At 54.4% G+C, this 19,673-nt stretch carries 24 protein-coding genes, 1 tRNA gene and 1 riboswitch; of the genes, 13 read left to right on the top strand and 12 right to left on the bottom strand.

The window, feature by feature from the left end; genetic code table 11:
- Positions 1–125: 125 nt before the first annotated feature.
- From IMCC12053_RS06930 to IMCC12053_RS06905, 6 genes are all read right to left on the bottom strand, one after another.
- Positions 126–202 (bottom strand) — tRNA-Arg (locus IMCC12053_RS06930).
- 190 nt (positions 203–392) lie between these two features.
- Positions 393–1,121: an alpha/beta fold hydrolase gene (locus IMCC12053_RS06925; protein WP_062217193.1), complete on the bottom strand. Its 729-nt coding sequence runs from the start codon at positions 1,119–1,121 to the stop codon at positions 393–395.
- Positions 1,108–1,914 (bottom strand): 3-oxoadipate enol-lactonase, encoded by an 807-nt coding sequence (gene pcaD, locus IMCC12053_RS06920; RefSeq protein ID WP_062217190.1) that lies wholly within the window; start codon positions 1,912–1,914, stop codon positions 1,108–1,110. The genes IMCC12053_RS06925 and pcaD overlap by 14 nt, the downstream gene beginning before the upstream one ends.
- Before the next feature lie 62 nt (positions 1,915–1,976).
- A complete protein-coding gene (locus tag IMCC12053_RS06915; RefSeq protein WP_062217187.1) occupies positions 1,977–2,303 on the bottom strand; it encodes a hypothetical protein in 327 nt (108 codons plus the stop codon).
- A 76-nt stretch (positions 2,304–2,379) separates the two neighbouring features.
- Complete coding sequence (locus IMCC12053_RS06910; RefSeq protein WP_062217184.1) at positions 2,380–3,231, bottom strand: alpha/beta fold hydrolase; 852 nt, start codon at positions 3,229–3,231, stop codon at positions 2,380–2,382.
- A gap of 57 nt (positions 3,232–3,288) precedes the next feature.
- On the bottom strand, positions 3,289–4,068 hold the full coding sequence (locus IMCC12053_RS06905) for a zinc metalloprotease (protein ID WP_062217182.1): 780 nt from the start codon (positions 4,066–4,068) through the stop codon (positions 3,289–3,291).
- Positions 4,069–4,293: 225 nt separating this feature from the next.
- On the opposite strand from IMCC12053_RS06905, the gene IMCC12053_RS06900 reads away from it, so the two are divergent.
- Positions 4,294–4,899 (top strand): hypothetical protein, encoded by a 606-nt coding sequence (locus IMCC12053_RS06900; protein WP_062217179.1) that lies wholly within the window; start codon positions 4,294–4,296, stop codon positions 4,897–4,899.
- 75 nt (positions 4,900–4,974) lie between these two features.
- Here IMCC12053_RS06900 and IMCC12053_RS06895 read toward each other — a convergent pair whose 3' ends face one another.
- Positions 4,975–5,763 (bottom strand): enoyl-ACP reductase FabI, encoded by a 789-nt coding sequence (locus IMCC12053_RS06895; RefSeq protein ID WP_062217176.1) that lies wholly within the window; start codon positions 5,761–5,763, stop codon positions 4,975–4,977.
- Between the two features lie 220 nt (positions 5,764–5,983).
- Between IMCC12053_RS06895 and IMCC12053_RS06890 the strand changes: the two genes are divergently transcribed.
- Entirely contained in the window at positions 5,984–6,460 is a 477-nt protein-coding gene (locus IMCC12053_RS06890) for a CIA30 family protein (protein ID WP_236852567.1), read from the top strand.
- Positions 6,461–6,551: 91 nt separating this feature from the next.
- On the opposite strand, the gene fabB is transcribed toward IMCC12053_RS06890, so the two are convergent.
- Entirely contained in the window at positions 6,552–7,796 is a 1,245-nt protein-coding gene (gene fabB / locus IMCC12053_RS06885; RefSeq protein WP_062217171.1) for a beta-ketoacyl-ACP synthase I, read from the bottom strand.
- A gap of 272 nt (positions 7,797–8,068) precedes the next feature.
- Between fabB and IMCC12053_RS06880 the strand changes: the two genes are divergently transcribed.
- A complete protein-coding gene (locus IMCC12053_RS06880; RefSeq protein WP_062217168.1) occupies positions 8,069–8,341 on the top strand; it encodes a hypothetical protein in 273 nt (90 codons plus the stop codon).
- A 158-nt stretch (positions 8,342–8,499) separates the two neighbouring features.
- Here the strand turns inward: IMCC12053_RS06880 and fabA are convergent, their stop codons facing one another.
- Positions 8,500–9,009 (bottom strand): bifunctional 3-hydroxydecanoyl-ACP dehydratase/trans-2-decenoyl-ACP isomerase, encoded by a 510-nt coding sequence (fabA, locus tag IMCC12053_RS06875; RefSeq protein WP_062217165.1) that lies wholly within the window; start codon positions 9,007–9,009, stop codon positions 8,500–8,502.
- A 173-nt stretch (positions 9,010–9,182) separates the two neighbouring features.
- Here fabA and irrA point away from each other — a divergent pair, with 173 nt between their 5' ends.
- The 3 genes from irrA (at position 9,183) to IMCC12053_RS06860 (ending at position 10,587) form a co-directional block, all read left to right on the top strand.
- Positions 9,183–9,614 carry an iron response transcriptional regulator IrrA gene (gene irrA, locus IMCC12053_RS06870; protein WP_143090057.1) on the top strand — a complete coding sequence of 144 codons (432 nt, stop codon included), beginning with the start codon at positions 9,183–9,185 and terminating at the stop codon, positions 9,612–9,614.
- A 74-nt stretch (positions 9,615–9,688) separates the two neighbouring features.
- The gene (locus IMCC12053_RS06865) at positions 9,689–9,964 is read left to right on the top strand and encodes a hypothetical protein (protein WP_062217162.1); all 276 of its coding nucleotides are present in this window, start codon (positions 9,689–9,691) and stop codon (positions 9,962–9,964) included.
- Positions 9,961–10,587, top strand: a complete 627-nt coding sequence (locus tag IMCC12053_RS06860) for a DNA-3-methyladenine glycosylase I (RefSeq protein ID WP_062217158.1) — start codon at positions 9,961–9,963, stop codon at positions 10,585–10,587. The genes IMCC12053_RS06865 and IMCC12053_RS06860 overlap by 4 nt, the downstream gene beginning before the upstream one ends.
- Here IMCC12053_RS06860 and IMCC12053_RS06855 read toward each other — a convergent pair.
- The 3 genes from IMCC12053_RS06855 to IMCC12053_RS06845 form a co-directional block, all read right to left on the bottom strand.
- Positions 10,584–11,081, bottom strand: coding sequence for a hypothetical protein (locus IMCC12053_RS06855; protein WP_062217155.1), 498 nt, complete (start codon positions 11,079–11,081; stop codon positions 10,584–10,586). The genes IMCC12053_RS06860 and IMCC12053_RS06855 overlap by 4 nt on opposite strands.
- Positions 11,082–11,180: 99 nt before the next feature.
- The gene (locus IMCC12053_RS06850) at positions 11,181–11,612 is read right to left on the bottom strand and encodes an FKBP-type peptidyl-prolyl cis-trans isomerase (RefSeq protein ID WP_062217151.1); all 432 of its coding nucleotides are present in this window, start codon (positions 11,610–11,612) and stop codon (positions 11,181–11,183) included.
- Between the two features lie 173 nt (positions 11,613–11,785).
- Positions 11,786–12,646 carry a hypothetical protein gene (locus tag IMCC12053_RS06845; protein ID WP_062217148.1) on the bottom strand — a complete coding sequence of 287 codons (861 nt, stop codon included), beginning with the start codon at positions 12,644–12,646 and terminating at the stop codon, positions 11,786–11,788.
- Between the two features lie 251 nt (positions 12,647–12,897).
- Here IMCC12053_RS06845 and miaB point away from each other — a divergent pair, with 251 nt between their 5' ends.
- The 7 genes from miaB (at position 12,898) to lnt (ending at position 19,585) form a co-directional block, all read left to right on the top strand.
- The gene (miaB, locus tag IMCC12053_RS06840; protein ID WP_062217145.1) at positions 12,898–14,235 is read left to right on the top strand and encodes a tRNA (N6-isopentenyl adenosine(37)-C2)-methylthiotransferase MiaB; all 1,338 of its coding nucleotides are present in this window, start codon (positions 12,898–12,900) and stop codon (positions 14,233–14,235) included.
- 232 nt (positions 14,236–14,467) lie between these two features.
- Entirely contained in the window at positions 14,468–15,010 is a 543-nt protein-coding gene (locus IMCC12053_RS06835; protein WP_062217141.1) for an OmpA family protein, read from the top strand.
- Between the two features lie 12 nt (positions 15,011–15,022).
- The gene (locus IMCC12053_RS06830) at positions 15,023–15,376 is read left to right on the top strand and encodes a hypothetical protein (RefSeq protein ID WP_062217138.1); all 354 of its coding nucleotides are present in this window, start codon (positions 15,023–15,025) and stop codon (positions 15,374–15,376) included.
- A gap of 237 nt (positions 15,377–15,613) precedes the next feature.
- Positions 15,614–16,621: a PhoH family protein gene (locus IMCC12053_RS06825; protein WP_062217136.1), complete on the top strand. Its 1,008-nt coding sequence runs from the start codon at positions 15,614–15,616 to the stop codon at positions 16,619–16,621.
- 23 nt (positions 16,622–16,644) lie between these two features.
- A complete protein-coding gene (gene ybeY / locus IMCC12053_RS06820; RefSeq protein ID WP_062217133.1) occupies positions 16,645–17,133 on the top strand; it encodes an rRNA maturation RNase YbeY in 489 nt (162 codons plus the stop codon).
- Between the two features lie 43 nt (positions 17,134–17,176).
- Positions 17,177–18,091, top strand: coding sequence for a transporter associated domain-containing protein (locus tag IMCC12053_RS06815; RefSeq protein WP_062217131.1), 915 nt, complete (start codon positions 17,177–17,179; stop codon positions 18,089–18,091).
- Between the two features lie 6 nt (positions 18,092–18,097).
- On the top strand, positions 18,098–19,585 hold the full coding sequence (lnt, locus tag IMCC12053_RS06810; protein WP_062217128.1) for an apolipoprotein N-acyltransferase: 1,488 nt from the start codon (positions 18,098–18,100) through the stop codon (positions 19,583–19,585).
- A gap of 36 nt (positions 19,586–19,621) precedes the next feature.
- A riboswitch (SAM-SAH riboswitch) is annotated at positions 19,622–19,669 on the top strand.
- Positions 19,670–19,673: the final 4 nt, after the last annotated feature.

Genomic DNA, 19,673 nt, shown 5'->3' with positions numbered 1-19,673 from the left:
AAACTCCCGCAGAGCGTTTCAATGCATGTCTTGCGGCGACTAGTAGAAAGCACTGCGTCACCTCAGCGCATCGGGTGGCGCGGTCGTGAGGATGGGAATGGTCGCGAGGATAGCAATCCATAATTTGGCGATCCCGGGAGGACTCGAACCCCCAACATCCTCATTAGAAGTGAGGTGCTCTATCCAGTTGAGCTACGGGACCATCTGCGTTTTTTGGTACTTATCAGAACACAAATGCGGTGAAAAGGACCAATGGGGCTTGATGTTCCGAGTTGTCTTTTCGCGAACTTCTGTCGTTCTTGTGCATACGGCTTAGCGCGAAGTTTTGTGAGCAATCACCTGACGCAATGTGCGCGTGCGCGCGGGGCGGGCTCTTGGTCCCCGACGGTGCGTTAATGCGCTTTGACAATACAATCGACCAAGCGGTCTGGCATTGAGAAAAAGGGTGAGTGTGACGATGGTAAGTGGTCCACACTGCTTGTTGACCAGTTCTTGGTCATCGTTACTTGAAAGGCTGGAGGAATGATGCGGTCATGGTCGCAGATAACGTAGCGGCGCGGTACACTGGCATAATTGCCCGTTAACGCAATTGCGGTTTCTTGCGGTGCAATGGCTTGGGCTGAAAGTCTTGGGATCGCAAAGTCGATGATTTCGGGTCCGCAATCGTAAAATAGGGCATCGGCAGCCTTTCCCGGAATAAATCGAAAGGCCAATCCGTCATCTGTGCGTTCAATGACATCGAGAACAGGGTGGCTTGGCGCGGAGCGGCGGCGGTCCGCGAGACTTATCCCGTCGGCGGGAACATAGGCGCAGACGTAGACAAGGCGGGACACTTTATCTGGTGCCGCTTCTGCCGCGGCGGAGATCGGATAGCCCCCAGCAGAGTGGCCAACTAGGACCACGGGCGCGCCGCCATGGGCCTCGATATCTGCTAAAATCGCATCACGGTAAGCTGCGAGTGTCACATCCTCGAGGCGCGTAGTGTCGTCGCCGTGCGAGGGCAGGTCCAATGCGCGGGCCTGTAGGCCGCGCTTTGACATCGCGGTCAAAACATCCCTCCAACACCATGCGCCGTGGCCAGATCCATGAATGAATAAATACGCGGGGTTAGTTTGTATCATGGTACACTGTGTGACCAATGTTGGTTAAAAACGCGGATAGCAAAGCCGCAAAATCTTTGGGTGCATCTACGCAAGGAAGGTGGCCAGATTTGCGCATCAATTCAAATCGCGACCCGGGGATGAGATTGATGGTTTCACGCACTAAATCTGGCGGGGTCGATCCATCATGTCCTCCCGCTATCCCGAGGCAGGCCAATCGCAAGCCTGACGTTGGTGTGTAGAAGTCTGTTCCAGATATGGCGGCGCAGCATCCCAAGTAGCCAGCTTGGTCTGTGTCCAAAACTGTGTTTCCCCAATGTGTTGCCTCATCGGTGGTGCGAAAATCAGGCGCGAACCAACGCTCCAGAGTCGGAACAACGATACTCTCCAATCCGCGGGCGCGAATTTGTGCGATGCGCGCATCCCAAACCGAGGGTAGGCCAATTTTGGCAGCAGTATTGGACAGGACGAGCGCGCGAATTTGATCAAGGCGTTTGATTGCGAGCCCCTGCGCGATCATGCCGCCAATAGAACTACCGACAAACACACAATCGCGCACGTCGAGAGCATCAAGAAGTTGCTCGGCATCCGAAATAAGGCTTCCCATAGAATAGGGGCCGCGCGGCACATCAGAATCGCCGTGGCCCCGCATGTCGTATCTGATAATGCGTAGGGTATCCGTCGGAAGATGCGCAAGGACGGCATCCCAAACAGATAGATTGACGCCCAATGCGTGCGAAAACACGACAACGGGGGCGTCTCTTGGACCTGTGTCTCTAACGTTGAGTTGGGTTCCGTTAACTTCGACGCGCATCGCTTACCTCATGCCGGCAATCTAGTGATTGCCTCAAACAGTAGCGGCGCGCGTCGACGCCTTCAATGAGCGACAGCGATCATGCCCGAAATTATCAGGCCGCCACCGAGGATCATTCGGGGAGTAAACTTTTCTCCCATAAACAATGCAAAGACGAGAACGAGTGCCGTCTCGACACCCACCAAGATGAGGTACAATTGACTCATCGAGTTGTTTTTCAAAAGCGCAATCTCGCCAGAAGCGGCGAGTGCGAGACCCGCGAGGATGAGTGCGGCTCCTCCCCAAGCAAATTGTATACCTGAGACAAGTTTCATCCCCATGGTGGCCAGCGCGTAGCTTGACCCTACTAGGATTAAAAGAACGGATTGCGGTACTGCATAGGCAAACATATGGCCTCTTGTTGTTGTTAACGATAGCCTGACTATACAGCCGCCCCGCCAAATCTTCTACAAGAATAAAAGGATGTTACGCAGCGGATTCTTCAATTTGAGCCAAAAAGCGCTCAATAACGGACACGCTTTCAGGTTCATCCAAGAATGGGACATGCCCGCGATCAGCGACTTGAGCGGCAATCATATCCGGACGCCGGACCTGCATCTGCTCCAAACAATTTCGGGATAGAAGATTAGAATTTGCGCCCCGCAGGACAGCAAGTGGAAGGTCGCAAAGAGCGTCAAATAAGGGCCATAGATCGGGTGTTTTGTCCATTGCCGCTGCCTCGACCGCATCACGCAGCTGGGGGTCATAGCGCAATTCCAAATGAGTTGGCCCAATGCTCCAAAGCCGTCGCGCGTAAGTCAACCACAGAGAGCGCGATACGTTTGAAAAATGCGGACCAAGAGCGAGCGGTAGTTTGTCCGCGGCATCTGAGTACGAGCTATAAGGGCATGGGCGCCCGAGGTATGTCATGATGTGGGCAAGGCCTGAGGAGTCTAGTTCGGGACCAATGTCGTTAAGCAACACGCCAGACAAACGCTCTTTCGCCGTTGCCGCCAACACCATTGCAATCAACCCGCCACGTGACGTGCCTAAGAGGGCTACGCGATCAACTTTGAGGTGATCGAGCAGGGCCAAAGCGTCCTTGCTCTCTTGGGCGATGGTGTATGTTGCAGGGTCGGTGAATTGTGACGCGCCACGCCCACGGCTATCGAGTCTGATAATCCGCGCACGGTGCGCGAAGTGATCGACCACAGGCTCAAAGTCATCCATGTTTCGGGTCAGGCCAGCGAGACACAAAAGGGGGATGCCGCTGCCGATATCATCATAGGCAAGAGTTACACCGTCTTGTGTTTCGAATGATAAGTGAGATGTACGCATCGTGGCTTCCTTTTGTGTCCCGCAACGCTTGCATGTGGGACATAAAGAAAAAAGCCCCTACATCAAACTGTTCAATAGCCACCACCCGCCAGTGAAGTGGACACATAGAATAAAGGCATATGCCGACATGACCAAAAGGGCGTGGTTGACGGAAAGTGTTAGCAACTTTTGGCGGCGTTTATGGATGAGACTTTGTAGGCCCGCGCCCGTGAGAATGAGCATTGCAATCGATCCGTCTTTCAATGCCGCCGAAAAGAATGCAGCAGTCATAAATACGGTGATGACGGTGCCCATGCGTGGCCAAAATGCTTCTGAAATCGCGCGCACGACATGTCCGCCACCAAAGGGCAGGAACGGAAGGAGCATCACAAAGTTAAATGCCCCAATCATAATAGCCGCAGCACGGAATATATTGGCAGCTGCCGGAAATGGCGCAGCCAAAGTGTGAAATAACGCAAAACACAACACCATCGGCGCAATGGCGAGTGCGGGGGCGTAGAGTGCGACATAGCTCTCTTCGAGTGCGGTATCAAAGTGACGGTCGGATCGAGGTGCGGCGAAATACGGGATTGGAACGAGGCGTACGCGCGCCACATCATGACCAATAAACCGACATGCCAACGCTGCCCCTATATCATGCATCAACACTGCCAAAATGAACGCTACCGCCATGAGCGGTGACGTTGCTGCCGCGACAACAGCGGTAATGCCGAAACCGACAACCACACTCACTCCATTGAACCCTGAGGGTTGAATGCGCCCATGAGTCAGTGAGAGACCTTTGAGCAAAGGAAATGAAAACGCGCTTAAGGCGAGGGCAAGCATTAGAAATGACATAAAAGAACCCTAAGGTCTGAGAGTTTCATATTTGGTCGAATTTGGGGTCGAAATGTGGCGAGATTGTGGCGCACATGCGCGTAGACCTCCAGATTATGCTTAAAAACGGAGTGTTTCAAATTGGTTAACAAAGGCGCAATAGTCTACATAAGATACTTAAATGAGCACTGTTGATGGGACTTGATGCCTGTGATCCAGTGACCACGTTGGGAGGCCCGTAAACTCATGAACGATACAGTCGAAAAACTGCGCGAAAACTGGCGCAATCTGCAAGCTCAATTGGAGCAAGAAGCAGCGCAAGCCCGAGAGCGGTTCCGATACAGCTATCAAAACGGCAAAGTCATTTTTGAGGATGAAGCGCGAAAAAGGGGGCGCGAGCTAAAGGTGCGGTGGTCGGTTTTCTTGCGGCGTGCGCGTCCTTGGGAAATCGTCACAGCCCCTTTTATCTATGCTCTGATCATTCCGTTTTCACTGTTGGATGTGTTCGTGACGATCTACCAAGCTGTGTGTTTTCCAGTGTATGGTATCCCAAAGGTGGATCGCAAAACCCACATCGCTGTAGATCGCCAGACATTGAGCTATCTAAATATCATGCAAAAGCTGAACTGCGTTTATTGCGGGTATTGCAACGGTCTGTTGGCCTATGTGCGTGAGGTTGCGGGGCGTACGGAATACTATTGGTGTCCGATCAAACATGCGCGCCACTTGCCTGACCGTCATGAGCAGTACCAACATTTTTTAGAATACGGTGATGGCGAAAGCTGGGACGAAAAATTCATAGCAATGAAAGACAAGGCTCGGGCCTGTGAGGGCTGTGACGGGTGCCATTGATCCTTAGTCTGGCCATATGAAAAAGCCCCGCAACGAGCGGGGCTTTTGGATGCATGATGTGGATGCGGTGAAGGGTTAGAGGTTCTCTTCTTGTGGCATGCCGAGCACGTGAAAGCCGCCATCGACGCGAATGATCTCACCCGTGGTGAAGGCTCCGCCATCAGAGTTCAGATATACGGCTGTCGCACCCACGGATTCGAGTGTCGCGTTTGAGCGTAGCGGCGCGTTTTCGGTTGTGTGACGGTACGTCTTGCGCGCACCCCCAATGGCCGCGCCGGCAAGAGTTTTCATCGGGCCGGGAGAGATTGCGTTGACGCGGATGCCTTCGGGGCCGAGATCATTTGCGAGGTAGCGAACAGAGGCCTCCAACGCCGCCTTTGCTACGCCCATGATGTTGTAGTTCGGTGTGACGCGGTTGGAGCCGCCATAAGTGAGCGTGATGATTGAGCCGCCCTCTGGCATCATTTCAGCAGCACGTTTGGCCACGTCGATGAAAGAATGACACGAGATGTGCAACGAGTTTTTGAAGTTCTCCACAGAGGTGTCGCGGAAGCGTCCTGTGAGTTCGTTCTTGTCCGAATAGGCGATGGCATGGACCACGAAATCGAGAGTGCCCCATTTGGCTTTGAGCGCGGCGAATGCTTCGTCCATTTGTTCGGGATTGGTCACGTCGACATCGACCATGGTGTTAGATCCGACGCTCTCGGCCAGAGGAGCCAAACGTTTGCCAAAGGCCTCGCCTTGGTAGGTGAACGCAAGTTCAGCGCCTGCTTCGGCACAGGCTTTGGCGATGCCCCATGCGATGGAACGTTCGTTGGCGACACCCATAATGAGCCCGCGTTTGCCTTTGAGAAGATCTGCCATGTGTTCACGTTACCCTTGTTGGTTTTTCGCTATGTCGCCTTTTCAGGCCCTAAGGTCAAGTTTTCGACGCGGTGTGGTCGGCGATGTCGCATTGAAGTGACGCCCGATCGTTCCTAGGTCTGTTATGACCAAGGAGTATTCTATGATCTTATCAATAGTACGCAGGCTTGTCCTGACTCTTGCTTTAATAACACCCACCCTTAGCACTGCGGAGAACGCCGTGATCCAACTATCATTGTCCGATCAATCGCGCTGGGACTATTTCAGTGATCAAGTTATGGGGGGCGTGTCCGAAGGCCGCGCAACCTTTGACGTGTCGAATGATCAACCGGTTTTGCGCCTGACGGGGCGCGTCAGCACAGAAAATCGCGGGGGATTTATACAGGCGCGCAGCAAATTGGACGCCGCTTTGCCCGCAACTGTGCAAGGCGTCATCTTGAACGTGCGCGGCAACGATCAAACCTACTTTGTGCACTTGAGAACCCGATGGACCGTGCTGCCATGGCAATTTTACCAAGCTTCGTTCGAGGTCACTCAAGAGTGGACAGAGGTCCGTATCCCGTTTGAGGATTTCGGGCCATATGGGCGGTTGTTGGCAAAGACATTCGATGTTGAAACCGTGCGTAGCCTTGCTGTCGTGGCCTTTGGTCGCGACCATGACGCGGACCTGTCTGTACGCGCTGTCGGGTTTTATTGATGTGACCGCCACCAGATCGTTGCGGGATGTGTGACAAAAAACGGCCGCGCGGGTTATGGCGCGGCCGTTTTGCAGACCTAGCGTGTTTAGATCAGTCGCGGTATTTCGACATGATCATCGATCCGTTGGTGCCGCCAAAGCCGAACGAGTTGGTCATGACGCTATCAAGCCCTGCGTTGTCGACGCGGGTGGTGGCAATCTCACCTGCGTTAATTGCGGGGTCGAGCGTTTCGACGTTGATCGACGGCGCGATGAAGTCGTTCTCAAGCATCAGCAAGCAATAGGCGGCTTCTTGTGCGCCTGTGGCCCCTTGGCTGTGGCCTGTCATCGATTTGGTGGACGAGATCAGCGGTGTGGTGCCGTTGTATGCCTCTAGAGGCCCAAAGACGCGGCGCACGGCCTCAACTTCACCAACGTCACCAACGGGGGTCGATGTGCCGTGGGCGTTGATGTAGCTGACCTTGCGATCCTCTGCGAGTGTCGACAGGGCCACACGCATGGCGCGTTCGCCACCTTCGCCAGACGGGGCTACCATGTCGGCCCCATCGGATGTGGCGCCGTAGCCTGTGACTTCGGCGTAGATTTTCGCACCGCGTGCAATCGCGTGGGACAATTCCTCAAGCACGAGGATCGCACCGCCGCCGCCGATGACAAAACCGTCACGGTTGGCGTCGAACGCGCGGGAGGCTTTGGTTGGCGTGTCGTTATATTTCGACGACATCGCGCCCATGGCGTCGAACAGGCACGACAGGGTCCAATCCAACTCTTCGCCGCCGCCCGCAAACATCACGTCTTGCTTGCCCATCATGATCTGCTCTGACGCAGACCCGATGCAGTGCAGGGATGTTGAGCATGCGGAGGTGATCGAGTAGTTGATGCCTTTGATCTGATAGGCAGTCGCCAAGTTGGCGGAGATGGTCGAGCCCATGCATTTGGGCACCGCGAACGGCCCGATGCGTTTGGTGGCGCCCGACGAGAGCGCAGTTTGGTGTGCGGCGAACATCGCGGAGGTGGACGGACCACCAGAGCCCGCGATCAGACCCGTGCGCGGGTTGATGATGTCGCTCTCTTCCAAACCGGAATCCGTGATCGCCTGTTGCATCGCGATATAGGCATAGGCCGCCCCCGGCCCCATGAAGCGTAGAGCGCGTTTGTCCACATGGTCCTTGATGTCGAGTTTGACGTTGCCCGCGATCTGGCTGCGGAACCCGTGCTCGATCATATCCTCATTGGCGGTGATGCCCGATGTGCCTGCTTTGAGCGAGGCGAGAACTTCTTCGGCATTATTGCCGATTGAGGAGACAACCCCCAGACCTGTAACGACGACGCGACGCATGGCGTGCTCCTTTTATTTGCTTGGCTCGGTTGTAAGGCAGGGGGGGAGGGGCGTGCAAGGGGGGTGTGATTTGTATGGGCTTACCCGTTGCAAAGTTTAACGTTTGGGTGAGCTAAACCTGCGTCTGAAAGCCATTAAAGATGAAGATGCTGGCATATGATCGGTGACGTTTAAAGCGGGATGTTGCCTGTTGGCATTGCATGGCATTGATATTCATTTATTTGAATATAAGTTAATTGAGCTTAAAACCTATAGTAAAAAGGATCGATAAGATGAAAGCACACTTGACCCTCGCGGCCGTACTTGGACTTTTGGCTGCTCCCGTTTTTGCCGACCATGGCAACCCATGGGCGACAGAAGATGACGTTGTACTTAGCCAATATCATGACATCAATCAGGCCAAGAGCATCGGCACTCCAGGAGAGAATGAAATGCGAGGATTGGCGAGCGACAATGCGCGCGGAAATTCGAAAAATGCGGGCCGTACCAACGCCAATCGAGGCTCCGAACCCAAAAAACGCGGCGGAAATGCCGCGCGTCATTAATTTGATAAACTTTGGAAGGGACCACAACAGCGGTGGTCCCTTCCAACAGACTTGAGATTCTACGATTTGATCGCGTTGTCGCGGGGAGTCATTGGCCAAGCAAAAACGCAGATGAGCTTGTCTCGAAACATTAAGTCAGCTTCTAAGCTCAACGCAAATTAGCTCTCGGACAACGCTACTTTCATATCCTTGACCATATAGATCACTTCGCCGTCTGCCTCGACGATGCCATCGGCCACGCCCATGGTCAGGCGGCGGGTTTGGATCGCTTTGGTGAAGTCGATCTTATAGGTCAGCATTTTGCGATCAGGGCGCACCATGCCTGTCAGTTTCACTTCGCCAACGCCAAGCGCGTAGCCGCGGCCAAGCCAACCGCGCCAGCCGAGGTTAAATCCTGTGAGCTGCCATAGGCCGTCAAGACCCAGACAGCCGGGCATGATCGGGTTGCCGGGGAAGTGGCAGTCAAAGAACCACAGGTCGGGCGTGATATCGAACTCGGCCACGATGTGGCCCTTGCCATGCGCGCCGCCATCGGCGGACACTTCGGTGATGCGGTCCATCATCAACATAGGCGGGGCGGGGAGTTGGGCGTTGCCCTCCCCGAACAACTCGCCGCGGGCGCATTTCAACAGGTCTTCTTTGTCAAAGCTCGTAGGATAGTCGGCCATTTATCATGCCTTTTCTGTCATTTTTAAAAGTCCATTAGCGTTTATCATTGCAAATGCGGACCACGCAAGGGCGCACCATTTGGCGTTTGATCGGGTGTGCCTTTGGAAACTCATTGAAAAAGGGCGCTGATCCCCCTTATATTGATGTGCAATATGAAAGAGTGCGAGCCAAGATGACCGAGATAATTGATCCTCAAGCCCAACGCGGCGAAGCATGGCTGTCCAAGGCTGATGTGCGCCCCACGCGTCAACGTATCGCCTTGGCCACGTTGTTGGTGGGCGATGGGTATGACCGCCATGTGACGGCGGAAAGTCTATTTGCGGCCGTGTGCGATGCAGGTGAAAAGGTGTCTCTTGCGACTGTCTACAACACCTTGCGCGTGTTTTGTGCGGCCGGCCTAATGCAGGAAGTCACTGTGGACGGTTCGCGATCGTATTTCGACACCAATATGGCCGAGCACCCGCATTTCTTTTGGGAAAAGTCCGGCGAATTGACCGATGCGCCGGCGACCGAGCTTGAAATTACACGGCTGCCAGAGCCACCTGCGGGGATGGAGATCGCATCCGTCGATGTGGTTATCCGTCTGCGTGCAAAATCAAACTGACAGCTTGTGTATATGCGGCGGCACTCACCGTCTTTGGACTAGTAGGTTCAGCATGTGCACAAGGGGCAATCCCGTTGTACTTTATCGGTAGGCCCGATCCTGACGCGTTTTCTGTTTCATTTACCGACCGCCAATTCAATGCCGATGAAGTTTGGTTTGTGACGGGGGCGTGCAGCAAGATGACGGATCCCGCGCCGATTTATGTGACTCCGTTGGAATTGGATGCAGAACTGAAAGTGTTCTTGACGCGATATCGGTTTGCAGCAAAGCGCACGGTTTGCATCGTGAACCAACAGGATGCTCCGCCTGCGTTCTGGTCCGCCTATGATGCAACACGTAAGGACCGATGATGGTTGTCTTTGGTGCTGAGGCCGGTGTGACGCGTTGTGCGTGGTGCTCGGCTCACCCTGAGTATATCCGCTATCATGACGAGGAATGGGGTTACCCAGTCGCCGACGATCAACGTTTGTTCGAGAAAATCTGTCTCGAGGGATTTCAGGCAGGGCTGTCGTGGTGGACCATTTTGCAAAAGCGCGAAAACTTTCGCGCCGGATTTGCAGGGTTCGACTTTTGTAAAGTCGCGGCGCTCAAGGATGATGATATTGAACGGCTCGTTCAGGACGCGGGCATCGTGCGGCATCGCGGCAAAATCGAGGCAGCGATCAATAACGCCGCCCGAGCCGTCGAGATGACGGAAGAATTCGGGTCGCTTGCGGCCTATTTTTGGTCGTTCGAGCCCAGTGCGCAGCAACAAGCCTTAGAAAAGGGCGGAGAGATTTTTGTCGCACAGACGCAAACGTCCAGACGCCTGTCCAAAGACCTTAAAGCGCGCGGTTGGAAATTCGTCGGCCCGACCACCTGTTATGCGTTCATGCAGGCGATGGGGATGGTCAACGATCATATGGTCGGATGTGCGAGTCATGCAAAATCCGAACGGGACCGCGCGAAGTTTGAGCGGCCACACCGTCTTTAGCGCGGCAGATACGCAGCCAATCCGCGCAACCACACGCGGATAGACGCGGATGTCCGGCTGCGATCAAACTGATCAAGACTTTCGCGAGTCCAATTCCCACTCAAAGCGTCTAGCCACGCCGTGCGTTCCCCCGACTGAATTGCGGGAAGCGAAAGTGACGCGCTCGCCTCAAGAAGTTGGCGCAACTCTTGGATGTCTTTCATCGTGCGAAAGGCGTTTATTATGGGGGCCGTCAGCTTTGGTTGATCCTGCCAAGACTGACCAAACATGGCCGTGACTCTTTGCCCCGCACCCAAACAGGTATAGGCGGTGCAGCCGCTATACCCCCGTTTGTCCAGATCAGAATGGATCGAACATAGGCGATGATTTAGGTTCTTACATGGCTCCCCGGCATCTTTGCTGTGGGCGAATTGCTCCCCCTTGTCGAACGCGAACGCGATACAACATAGGGCGGTGCAATTGGCGCAATCTGGGATGAAGTCGGCGGAGGTCATGGTGGAGTTGTCGTCTTCTCAGGGGGCCGTGTCAAAGTAAAAGGCGGCCCACATTTCTGTGCGCCGCCTCGTTATACCGTACCGATTTGAAATGTGGCCTTAGGCCACGATCTCAACAAGTTCGATATCAAATGTCAGATCTTCGCCAGCCAAACGATGGTTTGCGTCCAAAATAACCTCTTCGTCAGAAACGCTAACGACAGTTACAGGGACAACCTGACCTTCTGGCGATTGCATCTGGAGCTGTAGGCCGACCTCGAGGGGGATTTCAGCAGGGATTTGCGTGCGTGGCACGGCTTGCTGTGCCTCGTCGTGGCGCGGACCGTAGGCCTCATTTGATTCCGCGAGAATGGTTTTCTTTTCGCCGACTGTCATGCCGGGAAGGTGTTTGTCCATGCCCGGGATGATCTGGCCAGACCCAACTTCGAACTCAAGCGGGTCACGGCCCTGCGAGCTGTCAAAAACAGTACCGTCTTTGAGGGTGCCAGTGTAGTGGATGCGAACTTTGTCGCCCGATTTTACTTCGGTCATTAGGAATTCTTTCGTGTCGAGGTGGATTTTGAGGCTGCCGCTGGCAAGCACTCTACGATTGGCCCTAAGATAGGGACTAAGACCATGATGTAAAGGTGTGCGGCTTTTGGAGCCTTTTTGACGCTACGGCGTGTTCGTGCGCAAGCAAGTTCACCGAGAGGCGAGGGGCACAACTAGAACCACTGACCTGGCTCCATCAAGCCCAATGAGAGCAGTTGTTGACTGTGCCATTTGAACTCGGTCGAGTTGTGCCACATGAATGTGTCGATATCGAACGTTGACCCCGCATTGGCCTTGAGGGCTTTGGCGGTGCGAAACGATCCAATGACCGCAGTCAGGTTGTTGTGCCACGGGCAGGCGAACGTGTTGTATTCTTCATCGTTGAACAGATGGGTCTCGGACAGTTCCAATCCCTTTGCCGCTTTAAAGATCGAAATGCGGTCAATGCGGCGGCGGCTCGGTTCGACGTGTTCCTCGAAACGCCAACGCAGACCACCAAAGAAATCGAGTTGTCGCTCTTTTGGGCCTTTGATTCCGGCGCGTCCCAACGCGTAGTAGCCAGATCGGTCCAAGTGGGCATCTTCCAAGGCGACTGCACTTGGGCTGTCCCACAGGTTCCCAGCATAGAGGTCGACAACATAGGTCAACATCGCACTGCGACGTTCCTCTGTGTGAAATGCGAGCAGATCGCTGATGCTGCGTGTTTCGCAAAACGGGAAAAATAGATACTCGGCGTTGTAGCAGTAGTAGAACCACAGGTTGGGTGCATGAGCGATAACTGCGTTAATGGCATTCGATAACATTGCGGGGGCGCGTGTGTTGTATCGAACGCGCACGACCTTGGTCATGATGCCCCTTGGTACGTTGATCTCATCCGGAGCGAACAAGACCACAGCCGCGAATCCTTGCGATAGGTGGTGGCGCAGGGTTGAGGCAACCTCCACTTCGTCTTCAGCAAAGATCAACGCGACCGGTCCTTTGCCAAAGCGGTCTATGCCATCCTTTAGAAAGATATCGAGGCTTTCGTATCGCATTTGGTCTCCGACTCATGTGGCACTAAGTGTCCGCGATTGCGGTAAAAAGGCCATGAAGATGTGCAGATTGCAAGAGAACGGGCTGCGATGCTCAAGCGCAGTGAAAACGTGGGGCACAATAGGCGCAGGTGTTGCGGGTCATGGCCACAGGGTGTGGGGGCGTCGATACGCACTTAAAACCCGTTTGCCCCACTCCGCGCCGTCCTATACATAGGCGCCTTGAATTCCTCACGATACACGGATCCAAAGCCATGGCCGACCCCAAAAAACTGTTCATCAAAACCTACGGGTGCCAAATGAACGTCTATGATAGCGAGCGCATGGCCGAAAGCCTTGGGGGATCTGGGTATATCGAGGTGTCTGGCCCTGAAGAGGCGGATATGATCCTCCTCAACACATGCCATATTCGCGAAAAAGCTGCCGAAAAAGTATATTCCGAACTGGGACGCCTCAAAGAGTATAAGATCGCCAACCCGAATGTGAAAATCGGCGTGGCGGGGTGTGTTGCGCAGGCTGAGGGCGAAGAGATCATGAGGCGCCAGCCTATGGTCGACCTCGTGGTCGGGCCGCAGTCTTATCACCGTTTGCCCGAACTTGAGGCTAAAGCGGGTAACGGCGTCAAGGCGCTCGATACCGACTTCCCCGAGGAAGACAAATTCGAGATGCTCAAAGCACGGCCAAAGGCAAAGCGCGCTCCGGCCGCTTTCCTGACGGTTCAGGAAGGATGTGACAAGTTTTGTGCATTCTGTGTTGTGCCGTATACGCGTGGTGCCGAAAGCTCCCGCCCTGTGGATCGTATTTTGCGTGAGGCTGAGGACTTGGTTAAACGTGGCGTGCGTGAAATTACGCTGTTGGGTCAAAACGTGAATGCTTACCACGGAATTGCTTCCGACGCCGATGGTGGTGGGACGTGGGGTCTTGCGCGGCTCATCCGTCGATTGTCCGAGGTCGAGGGATTGGAGCGCATTCGCTTTACGACCTCGCACCCCAACGACATGGAAGATGATCTCATCGCGGCGCATGGCGATTGCGAAAAACTGATGCCGTACCTGCACCTGCCAGTTCAGTCCGGCTCCGATCGTATTCTCAAGGCGATGAACCGCAAGCATACGGCCGAAGAGTACCTAAAGGTGCTTGAGCGTATCCGCGCGGCGCGCCCTGATATCGCATTGTCAGGTGACTTTATCGTGGGGTTTCCGGGCGAAACAGATCAGGATTTTGAGGACACCATGAACCTTGTACGCGAGGTCGGATATGCATCCGCGTATTCATTCAAGTATTCCGCGCGCCCAGGCACTCCTGCGGCCGAAAAGGGCGACAAGATGGTTGATGCCGCCGTCGCTTCTGAGCGGCTACAGCGATTGCAGGCCTTGATAACATCGCAGCAGCGCGCATTCCAAGAGTCTATGGTCGGACGCGAGGTTTCAGTTTTGTTCGAGCGCGTAGGGCGCGTGGCGGGCCAAATGGTTGGCAAGTCCGAGTATTTGCACGCGGTCTACATCACTGGCGATGTTCAAATAGGCGAGATCCATCGTGTGAGAATCGTAGAAAGTGCCACGAATTCGTTGGGCGGTGTGTTGGTGGCGTGACGTTAGGTCTACGCATTGAGGCTGATTTCTTGGCTTTGCGGCAACAATTCATCAAAAATGTCGCGAAAGTTCGCAAGTCGGCCACAATATATAGTAATTGTTTCTTCACAAACCCATAAAGATTGCTATCCTTTGACACTAAAGAGTGACTTTTAACCCAAGCGAAACTAATGGGTTGGTAAGTGATTTAAAAATTAGATGTGGGGGACGGCAAGCTGTGTTGAACCAATTAATGAAAAAAGGCCTCGTCGCGGCGGCTATGGCGGCTCTTGCTGTTTCGGCATCCGCAGTGTCTGCGCAATCCCAAGATGCAACCGCAGAAGTCTACGCCCCGACCATCTGGATCGATCCAGACGGGTGTGAGCACTGGGTCATGGATGACGGATTTGAGGGCTACATGGATTTGAAAGTAAATCGTCAAGGTTTGCCAACCTGCCACAAAGTTCAGTCCTGCGCAGTGATGAATTCCGATCAACTGTTTTCAACAGATAAATATGGAATTTCTGCCGGTGGGCGTCAGCGCCTCGAGCAGTTCTTTGCTCAAGCGGGTGCGATGGCTTACATCATCATCGGGCATACCGATAGCCGTGCGTCTGACGAATACAACATGCGCCTAAGTTATAATCGCGCCAATGCAGTGGCTAAAATCGCCGCTCAAACAGGTGCACGAATTGCGGATGTTCGCGGCTACGGCGAACGCATGCCGATCGCGTCTAACGGCACATCGAGTGGCATGGCGCAAAACCGTCGCGTTGAAATCATCTGCGTGAAATAAGGAGCTGGACCTATGAAAAGCATAAAAACAGGCGCGCTCCTCATTAGCGTTCTTCTCGTATCCGCATGTTCTGAAGGTATTGTGGCTGGACTGTCCGGAGAGGGCGGTCGCGGCAAGGTTAAAACCGACAAAACCCGCGACTACGGTCAGGGCGATGGACCAAACGGTTCGCACCTGTCCAACCTAGTCGCCGGAATCTGGGTTGACCCGCAAGGATGTGACCATTGGATCATTGATGACGGTGTCGAGGGCTATTTGTCATCGCGCGTCGACAAATATGGCAAGCCAATTTGCTCAGGTATTGCGCCGCCGAATATGGCCGTGGGGCCGTTCAAAGGCAGCCAAACGGTTTCTGACCCGCTCTAGTTTTCGGTTAAAGTAATGCACAAAGGCCTCCGTGGTTTCACGGGGGCCTTTTTCGTTTCGGTGCTTGGTTGGTCGGCACTGCCAAATTGTGCGCATTTTTGCCAAAAGACTAAGCGGTTCGCCCCCGTCACAGCGCGCCCAATTTGAACTTTTAGCGAAGATATGGTGTGAGGACTTGCGTTGCGCGCAATCCCTTGGCACCATCACCGTATCACAACTTCGGATACGGAGAGACATTTGGGCTTTAACACGTTGACCCCCCCGAACTCACAAGACAGCGTCCATGAGACATTGTTGGAATTCAACGACAATAGATTGTTGATCGATCTATGCGGAGAGTTCGACCGCAACCTTGCCCAGATAGAGCATGAGATCGGCGTTCAGATCGTGAGGCGCGGTAACGTGTTGTCGGTCATGGGCGCAGGTGTGGAGCGGGGCAAAGCCGCTGCAACGCTGCAAGAGCTTTACGCCAAACTCGAAGCGGGCCGTGAAATAGATGCAGGCGCAATTGATGGCATGATCCGGATGGGCGAAAGTGCGTCCGAGTCGGGCTTTCCCGGAGATCAAATCGAAATGTTCAATGGTGGGCATGTCGAGATCAAAACACGCAAAAAACTGGTTGAACCGCGCACCGCAGCACAAAAGTCCTATGTTCAAAACTTATTTGACAATGAAATGGCATTTGGGATTGGTCCTGCAGGGACGGGTAAAACCTACCTCGCGGTGGCCGTGGGTGTGAATATGCTGATCAATGGCAATGTCGACAAAATCATCCTGTCGCGTCCCGCAGTCGAGGCCGGAGAGCGGCTTGGTTTCTTGCCAGGTGATTTGGGCGAAAAGGTTGATCCGTATATGCAGCCGCTCTATGACGCGCTCAACGATTTTGTACCAGCCAAGCAACTTGCGAAAATGCGCGAAGACAAAACCATCGAGATTGCCCCGCTCGCGTTTATGCGCGGACGCACGTTAAGCCGAGCCTTTGTCGTGCTCGATGAGGCGCAAAACGCCACGACCATGCAAATGAAGATGTTTTTGACCCGTCTGGGCGAGGGCTCGCGCATGGTGATCACAGGCGATCGGTCACAAGTGGACCTGCCACGCGGTCAAACATCGGGTCTGAGAGATGCAGAGCGCATTCTCGCAGGGGTCAAGAAAATCTCGTTCAATTATTTCACATCGAAAGATGTTGTGCGCCACCCGCTTGTCGCGGCAATCATCGAGGCGTATGAGGCCGACGAAGCATAGGCAACGTTGGGCGATGAACTGGTATGGCACTTGAGACACTCATTGAAGATACCCGTTGGGATGAGGCGGGGTTAGAGGCGTTGGTGGACGTGGCCGAGCGTGCGACCCTTGCCTACCTAGGCCTCGATCCCGAGGTATGCGAAGGATCGGTTCTTGGGTGCGATGATGAAAAAATCACAGAGCTGAACACCCAGTTTCGGGAAAAGGACAAGGCGACGAATGTGTTGTCTTGGCCCGCAGCCGAGCGTGCGACACCCAATATGCGCCCTCCGCTACCTGAACCTGACTTTGACGGAAGTGTCGAACTTGGTGATATCGCGATTTCTTTCGACACTTGTGCGCGTGAAGCCGAGGCGGCGGGGACGCCGTTTGAGCACCATATTACGCATTTGATCGTTCATGGTCTGTTACATGTGTTGGGTTATGATCACATCACGGACGCTGATGCAGATATAATGGAACGTATTGAGACAGAGATACTTGCATCTTTGGGGGTGCCGGACCCATATTAGGGGCTAGCCCGCGAAATTGGGCAAGATAAGTTGGAAAGGGAATATGGGCGACACAGAGCCTGGGTCTTCTACGGCAGCGCAGAGCGCGCCAATGGAGCAGATAGACAGTTTAACAGAGCCACAAAAAGGGTCAGGTTTTTTGACCCGCTTTTGGTCCGGCTTTTCTTCCAACACGTCTGAAGAGACAGAGCAACCGGTGCTTGACCCTGCACCCGCCGAGGCGGAGCGCGCGCGCTTGGGCATGCTCAACCTGCGTCATATGCGAGTGGATGACGTTATGGTGCCAAAGGCGGATATCGTTGCCGTCTCGGCCGATATCAAAAAAGATGACCTTGTTGCCAAGTTCCGCGAAAGCGGCAACACGCGCCTGCCCGTCTTCAAAGGGACACTTGATACGCCTATTGGTCTTGTGCACCTCAAAGATTTTGCACTGACACACGGGTTCAACGGGAATGGAGGGCGCTTTAACTTGTCCAAAATGATCCGTCCTTTGTTGTTCGCTCCGCCTTCCATGCCAATCGGTGTGCTGTTGCAAAAAATGCAAAGCGACCGGATGCACATGGCGCTGGTGATTGACGAATACGGCGGGGTCGACGGTTTGGTCACGCTCGAAGATCTTGTTGAGCAAGTGATCGGTGAAATTGAAGACGAGCACGACATCGAAGAAGATGTATTTTGGACCAAGACGGGTCCGGGTGCCTTCATCGCCCAGGCCAAGGCACCGCTCGATGAGTTTGAGCACGCTGCGGGAATGAGTTTCACGGATGATGTTGATGACGAAGAAATCGATACGCTCGGCGGTTTGGTCTTTTTGCTATCGGGCCGCGTCCCTGCTCGGGGCGAAATGATCCCACACCCGTCAGGGGCAGAGTTTGAGATCATTGATGCTGACCCGCGCCGCATCAAACGTGTGCGCGTGCGCTTGCCACAAGCAGCGCAATTTGACGACGCATCGTAAGTTGCGATGTCGCGTCTGATCCGCATGGCCGCGCGTCCGCTCGCTTTTGTTGGTGCGGGCGCAATTGCGGCATTGGGTCAGGCGCCTTTTGGATTCTGGCCTTTGGCGTTCTTAGCTTTTGCTGTGGCCGTGGCGATGTGGCAAAAAAGTCCATCCCCGCGCCACGCGGCCTTTCGGGGCTGGGCGTTTGGGCTTGGCCATTTTCTTATATCCTTATCGTGGATTGTGAACCCGTTTTTGGTTGATCCCCTGCGGACGGCATGGATGATCCCCTTTGCATTGTTGTCCATGTGTGGAGGATTGGCGCTTTTGTGGGGCGCTGCGTTTTTTGCATCCAAGCGGCTGGGGGTCGGGCCTATGGGCCTTGTGGCACTTTGGGGCTTGGCCGAATTGATACGTGGCTATCTGTTCACCGGTTTTCCATGGGCCCTTCCGGCTTATATCTGGCTTGATACGCCAATCGCACACTTGGCGGCATGGATTGGTCCATATGGCCTAACTGTTGTGACACTTTTTGCGGCGACCCAGATTTCGCGTGCGGTACTCTCGCGGTCTTTGGTGGCGGGCTTCTCTGCGATTGTGACTGTTGCTCTTTTGTTCGGGATTGGTACGTGGGCTAAGGTGCAGCCTATGCCGGCGGATCTCACCGTGTCTGTGCGCGTGGTGCAACCGAATGCGTCACAAGCGCTGAAATGGGACCCGCGCTACATTCCGATATTTTTTGATCGTGCATTGGAGATGTCCGACCCCGAGGGTGCGGACCTTGTGATTTGGCCAGAAACGGCTGTTGCACCAATTCTTGACGCGGCGGGAGACGATTTGCGCGCTATCCACGAGCGGATTTCTCCAGCACAAGCGGTCGTCGGTCTGCGCCGTGTGGACGGGTATCGCGGTTATAATTCCGCCGTTTTACTTTCGCCTCAAGGGGAAGTGGCGCAAGTCTACGACAAGCATCACCTCGTGCCGTTTGGCGAATACATTCCGTTTCCGCGATTGCTCGCCGCCCTTGGATTCCGCACGTTTACCGCCGATGGCGGGTACGGGTTCTCAGCGGGCGATGGGCCTGCGTTGATGGATTTCGGCGCCCTTGGCAAGGCGCTTCCCTTGATCTGCTACGAGGCTATTTTTCCGCGCGATTTGCGTGGGACTGCACGTCCTGACTGGTTGCTCCACATCACAAATGATGCATGGTTCGGGACGTTTTCGGGTCCACAACAGAGCCTTGCACAGTCGCGTTTTCGGGCGATTGAGACAGGGTTGCCCATGGTGCGGGCGGCAAACACGGGGATCTCTGCCGTTATTGATGTGCGTGGTACGGTTCGACAATCGCTTGCGCTGGGGCGGGCGGGGGCCTTTACCGCGCCGCTACCCGCGCCGACACAGCCAACGTTTTACGTGCGTACAAAAGAGATGCCATCTTTACTATTGATTGCGATCTTGTTGCTACTAACTGCTAGAGGTGTGTGGCGCCGCAGGGATCGGGAAACTGATTGACGCGGTGTGTGCACGACTATATCGCATTTTAATTATCGGCTCTCACAACGGCTTCCTGACGTGAGGGCGACAACCATTGGAGCACGTC

This window comes from Celeribacter marinus (assembly GCF_001308265.1).
In the GTDB taxonomy this organism is placed as follows: Bacteria; Pseudomonadota; Alphaproteobacteria; order Rhodobacterales; family Rhodobacteraceae; genus Celeribacter; species Celeribacter marinus.
Note: the sequence above shows the minus strand (reverse complement) of the source record. Positions and strands in the feature narration are given on the sequence as shown.

What these genes read in the sequence shown, in the direction of transcription:
- IMCC12053_RS06815 (WP_062217131.1), top strand. Translation starts at nt 17,177, where the DNA reads ATGGGCGACACAGAGCCTGGGTCTTCTACGGCAGCGCAGAGCGCGCCA.
- IMCC12053_RS06835 (WP_062217141.1), top strand. Translation starts at nt 14,468, where the DNA reads ATGAAAAAAGGCCTCGTCGCGGCGGCTATGGCGGCTCTTGCTGTTTCG.
- IMCC12053_RS06855 (WP_062217155.1), bottom strand. Translation starts at nt 11,081, where the DNA reads ATGACCTCCGCCGACTTCATCCCAGATTGCGCCAATTGCACCGCCCTA.
- fabB (WP_062217171.1), bottom strand. Translation starts at nt 7,796, where the DNA reads ATGCGTCGCGTCGTCGTTACAGGTCTGGGGGTTGTCTCCTCAATCGGC.
- IMCC12053_RS06895 (WP_062217176.1), bottom strand. Translation starts at nt 5,763, where the DNA reads ATGGCAGATCTTCTCAAAGGCAAACGCGGGCTCATTATGGGTGTCGCC.
- IMCC12053_RS06830 (WP_062217138.1), top strand. Translation starts at nt 15,023, where the DNA reads ATGAAAAGCATAAAAACAGGCGCGCTCCTCATTAGCGTTCTTCTCGTA.
- IMCC12053_RS06910 (WP_062217184.1), bottom strand. Translation starts at nt 3,231, where the DNA reads ATGCGTACATCTCACTTATCATTCGAAACACAAGACGGTGTAACTCTT.
- lnt (WP_062217128.1), top strand. Translation starts at nt 18,098, where the DNA reads ATGTCGCGTCTGATCCGCATGGCCGCGCGTCCGCTCGCTTTTGTTGGT.
- miaB (WP_062217145.1), top strand. Translation starts at nt 12,898, where the DNA reads ATGGCCGACCCCAAAAAACTGTTCATCAAAACCTACGGGTGCCAAATG.
- IMCC12053_RS06905 (WP_062217182.1), bottom strand. Translation starts at nt 4,068, where the DNA reads ATGTCATTTCTAATGCTTGCCCTCGCCTTAAGCGCGTTTTCATTTCCT.
- irrA (WP_143090057.1), top strand. Translation starts at nt 9,183, where the DNA reads ATGACCGAGATAATTGATCCTCAAGCCCAACGCGGCGAAGCATGGCTG.
- IMCC12053_RS06900 (WP_062217179.1), top strand. Translation starts at nt 4,294, where the DNA reads ATGAACGATACAGTCGAAAAACTGCGCGAAAACTGGCGCAATCTGCAA.
- IMCC12053_RS06925 (WP_062217193.1), bottom strand. Translation starts at nt 1,121, where the DNA reads ATGATACAAACTAACCCCGCGTATTTATTCATTCATGGATCTGGCCAC.
- pcaD (WP_062217190.1), bottom strand. Translation starts at nt 1,914, where the DNA reads ATGCGCGTCGAAGTTAACGGAACCCAACTCAACGTTAGAGACACAGGT.
- IMCC12053_RS06915 (WP_062217187.1), bottom strand. Translation starts at nt 2,303, where the DNA reads ATGTTTGCCTATGCAGTACCGCAATCCGTTCTTTTAATCCTAGTAGGG.
- IMCC12053_RS06850 (WP_062217151.1), bottom strand. Translation starts at nt 11,612, where the DNA reads ATGACCGAAGTAAAATCGGGCGACAAAGTTCGCATCCACTACACTGGC.
- IMCC12053_RS06845 (WP_062217148.1), bottom strand. Translation starts at nt 12,646, where the DNA reads ATGCGATACGAAAGCCTCGATATCTTTCTAAAGGATGGCATAGACCGC.
- IMCC12053_RS06860 (WP_062217158.1), top strand. Translation starts at nt 9,961, where the DNA reads ATGATGGTTGTCTTTGGTGCTGAGGCCGGTGTGACGCGTTGTGCGTGG.
- IMCC12053_RS06880 (WP_062217168.1), top strand. Translation starts at nt 8,069, where the DNA reads ATGAAAGCACACTTGACCCTCGCGGCCGTACTTGGACTTTTGGCTGCT.
- ybeY (WP_062217133.1), top strand. Translation starts at nt 16,645, where the DNA reads ATGGCACTTGAGACACTCATTGAAGATACCCGTTGGGATGAGGCGGGG.
- fabA (WP_062217165.1), bottom strand. Translation starts at nt 9,009, where the DNA reads ATGGCCGACTATCCTACGAGCTTTGACAAAGAAGACCTGTTGAAATGC.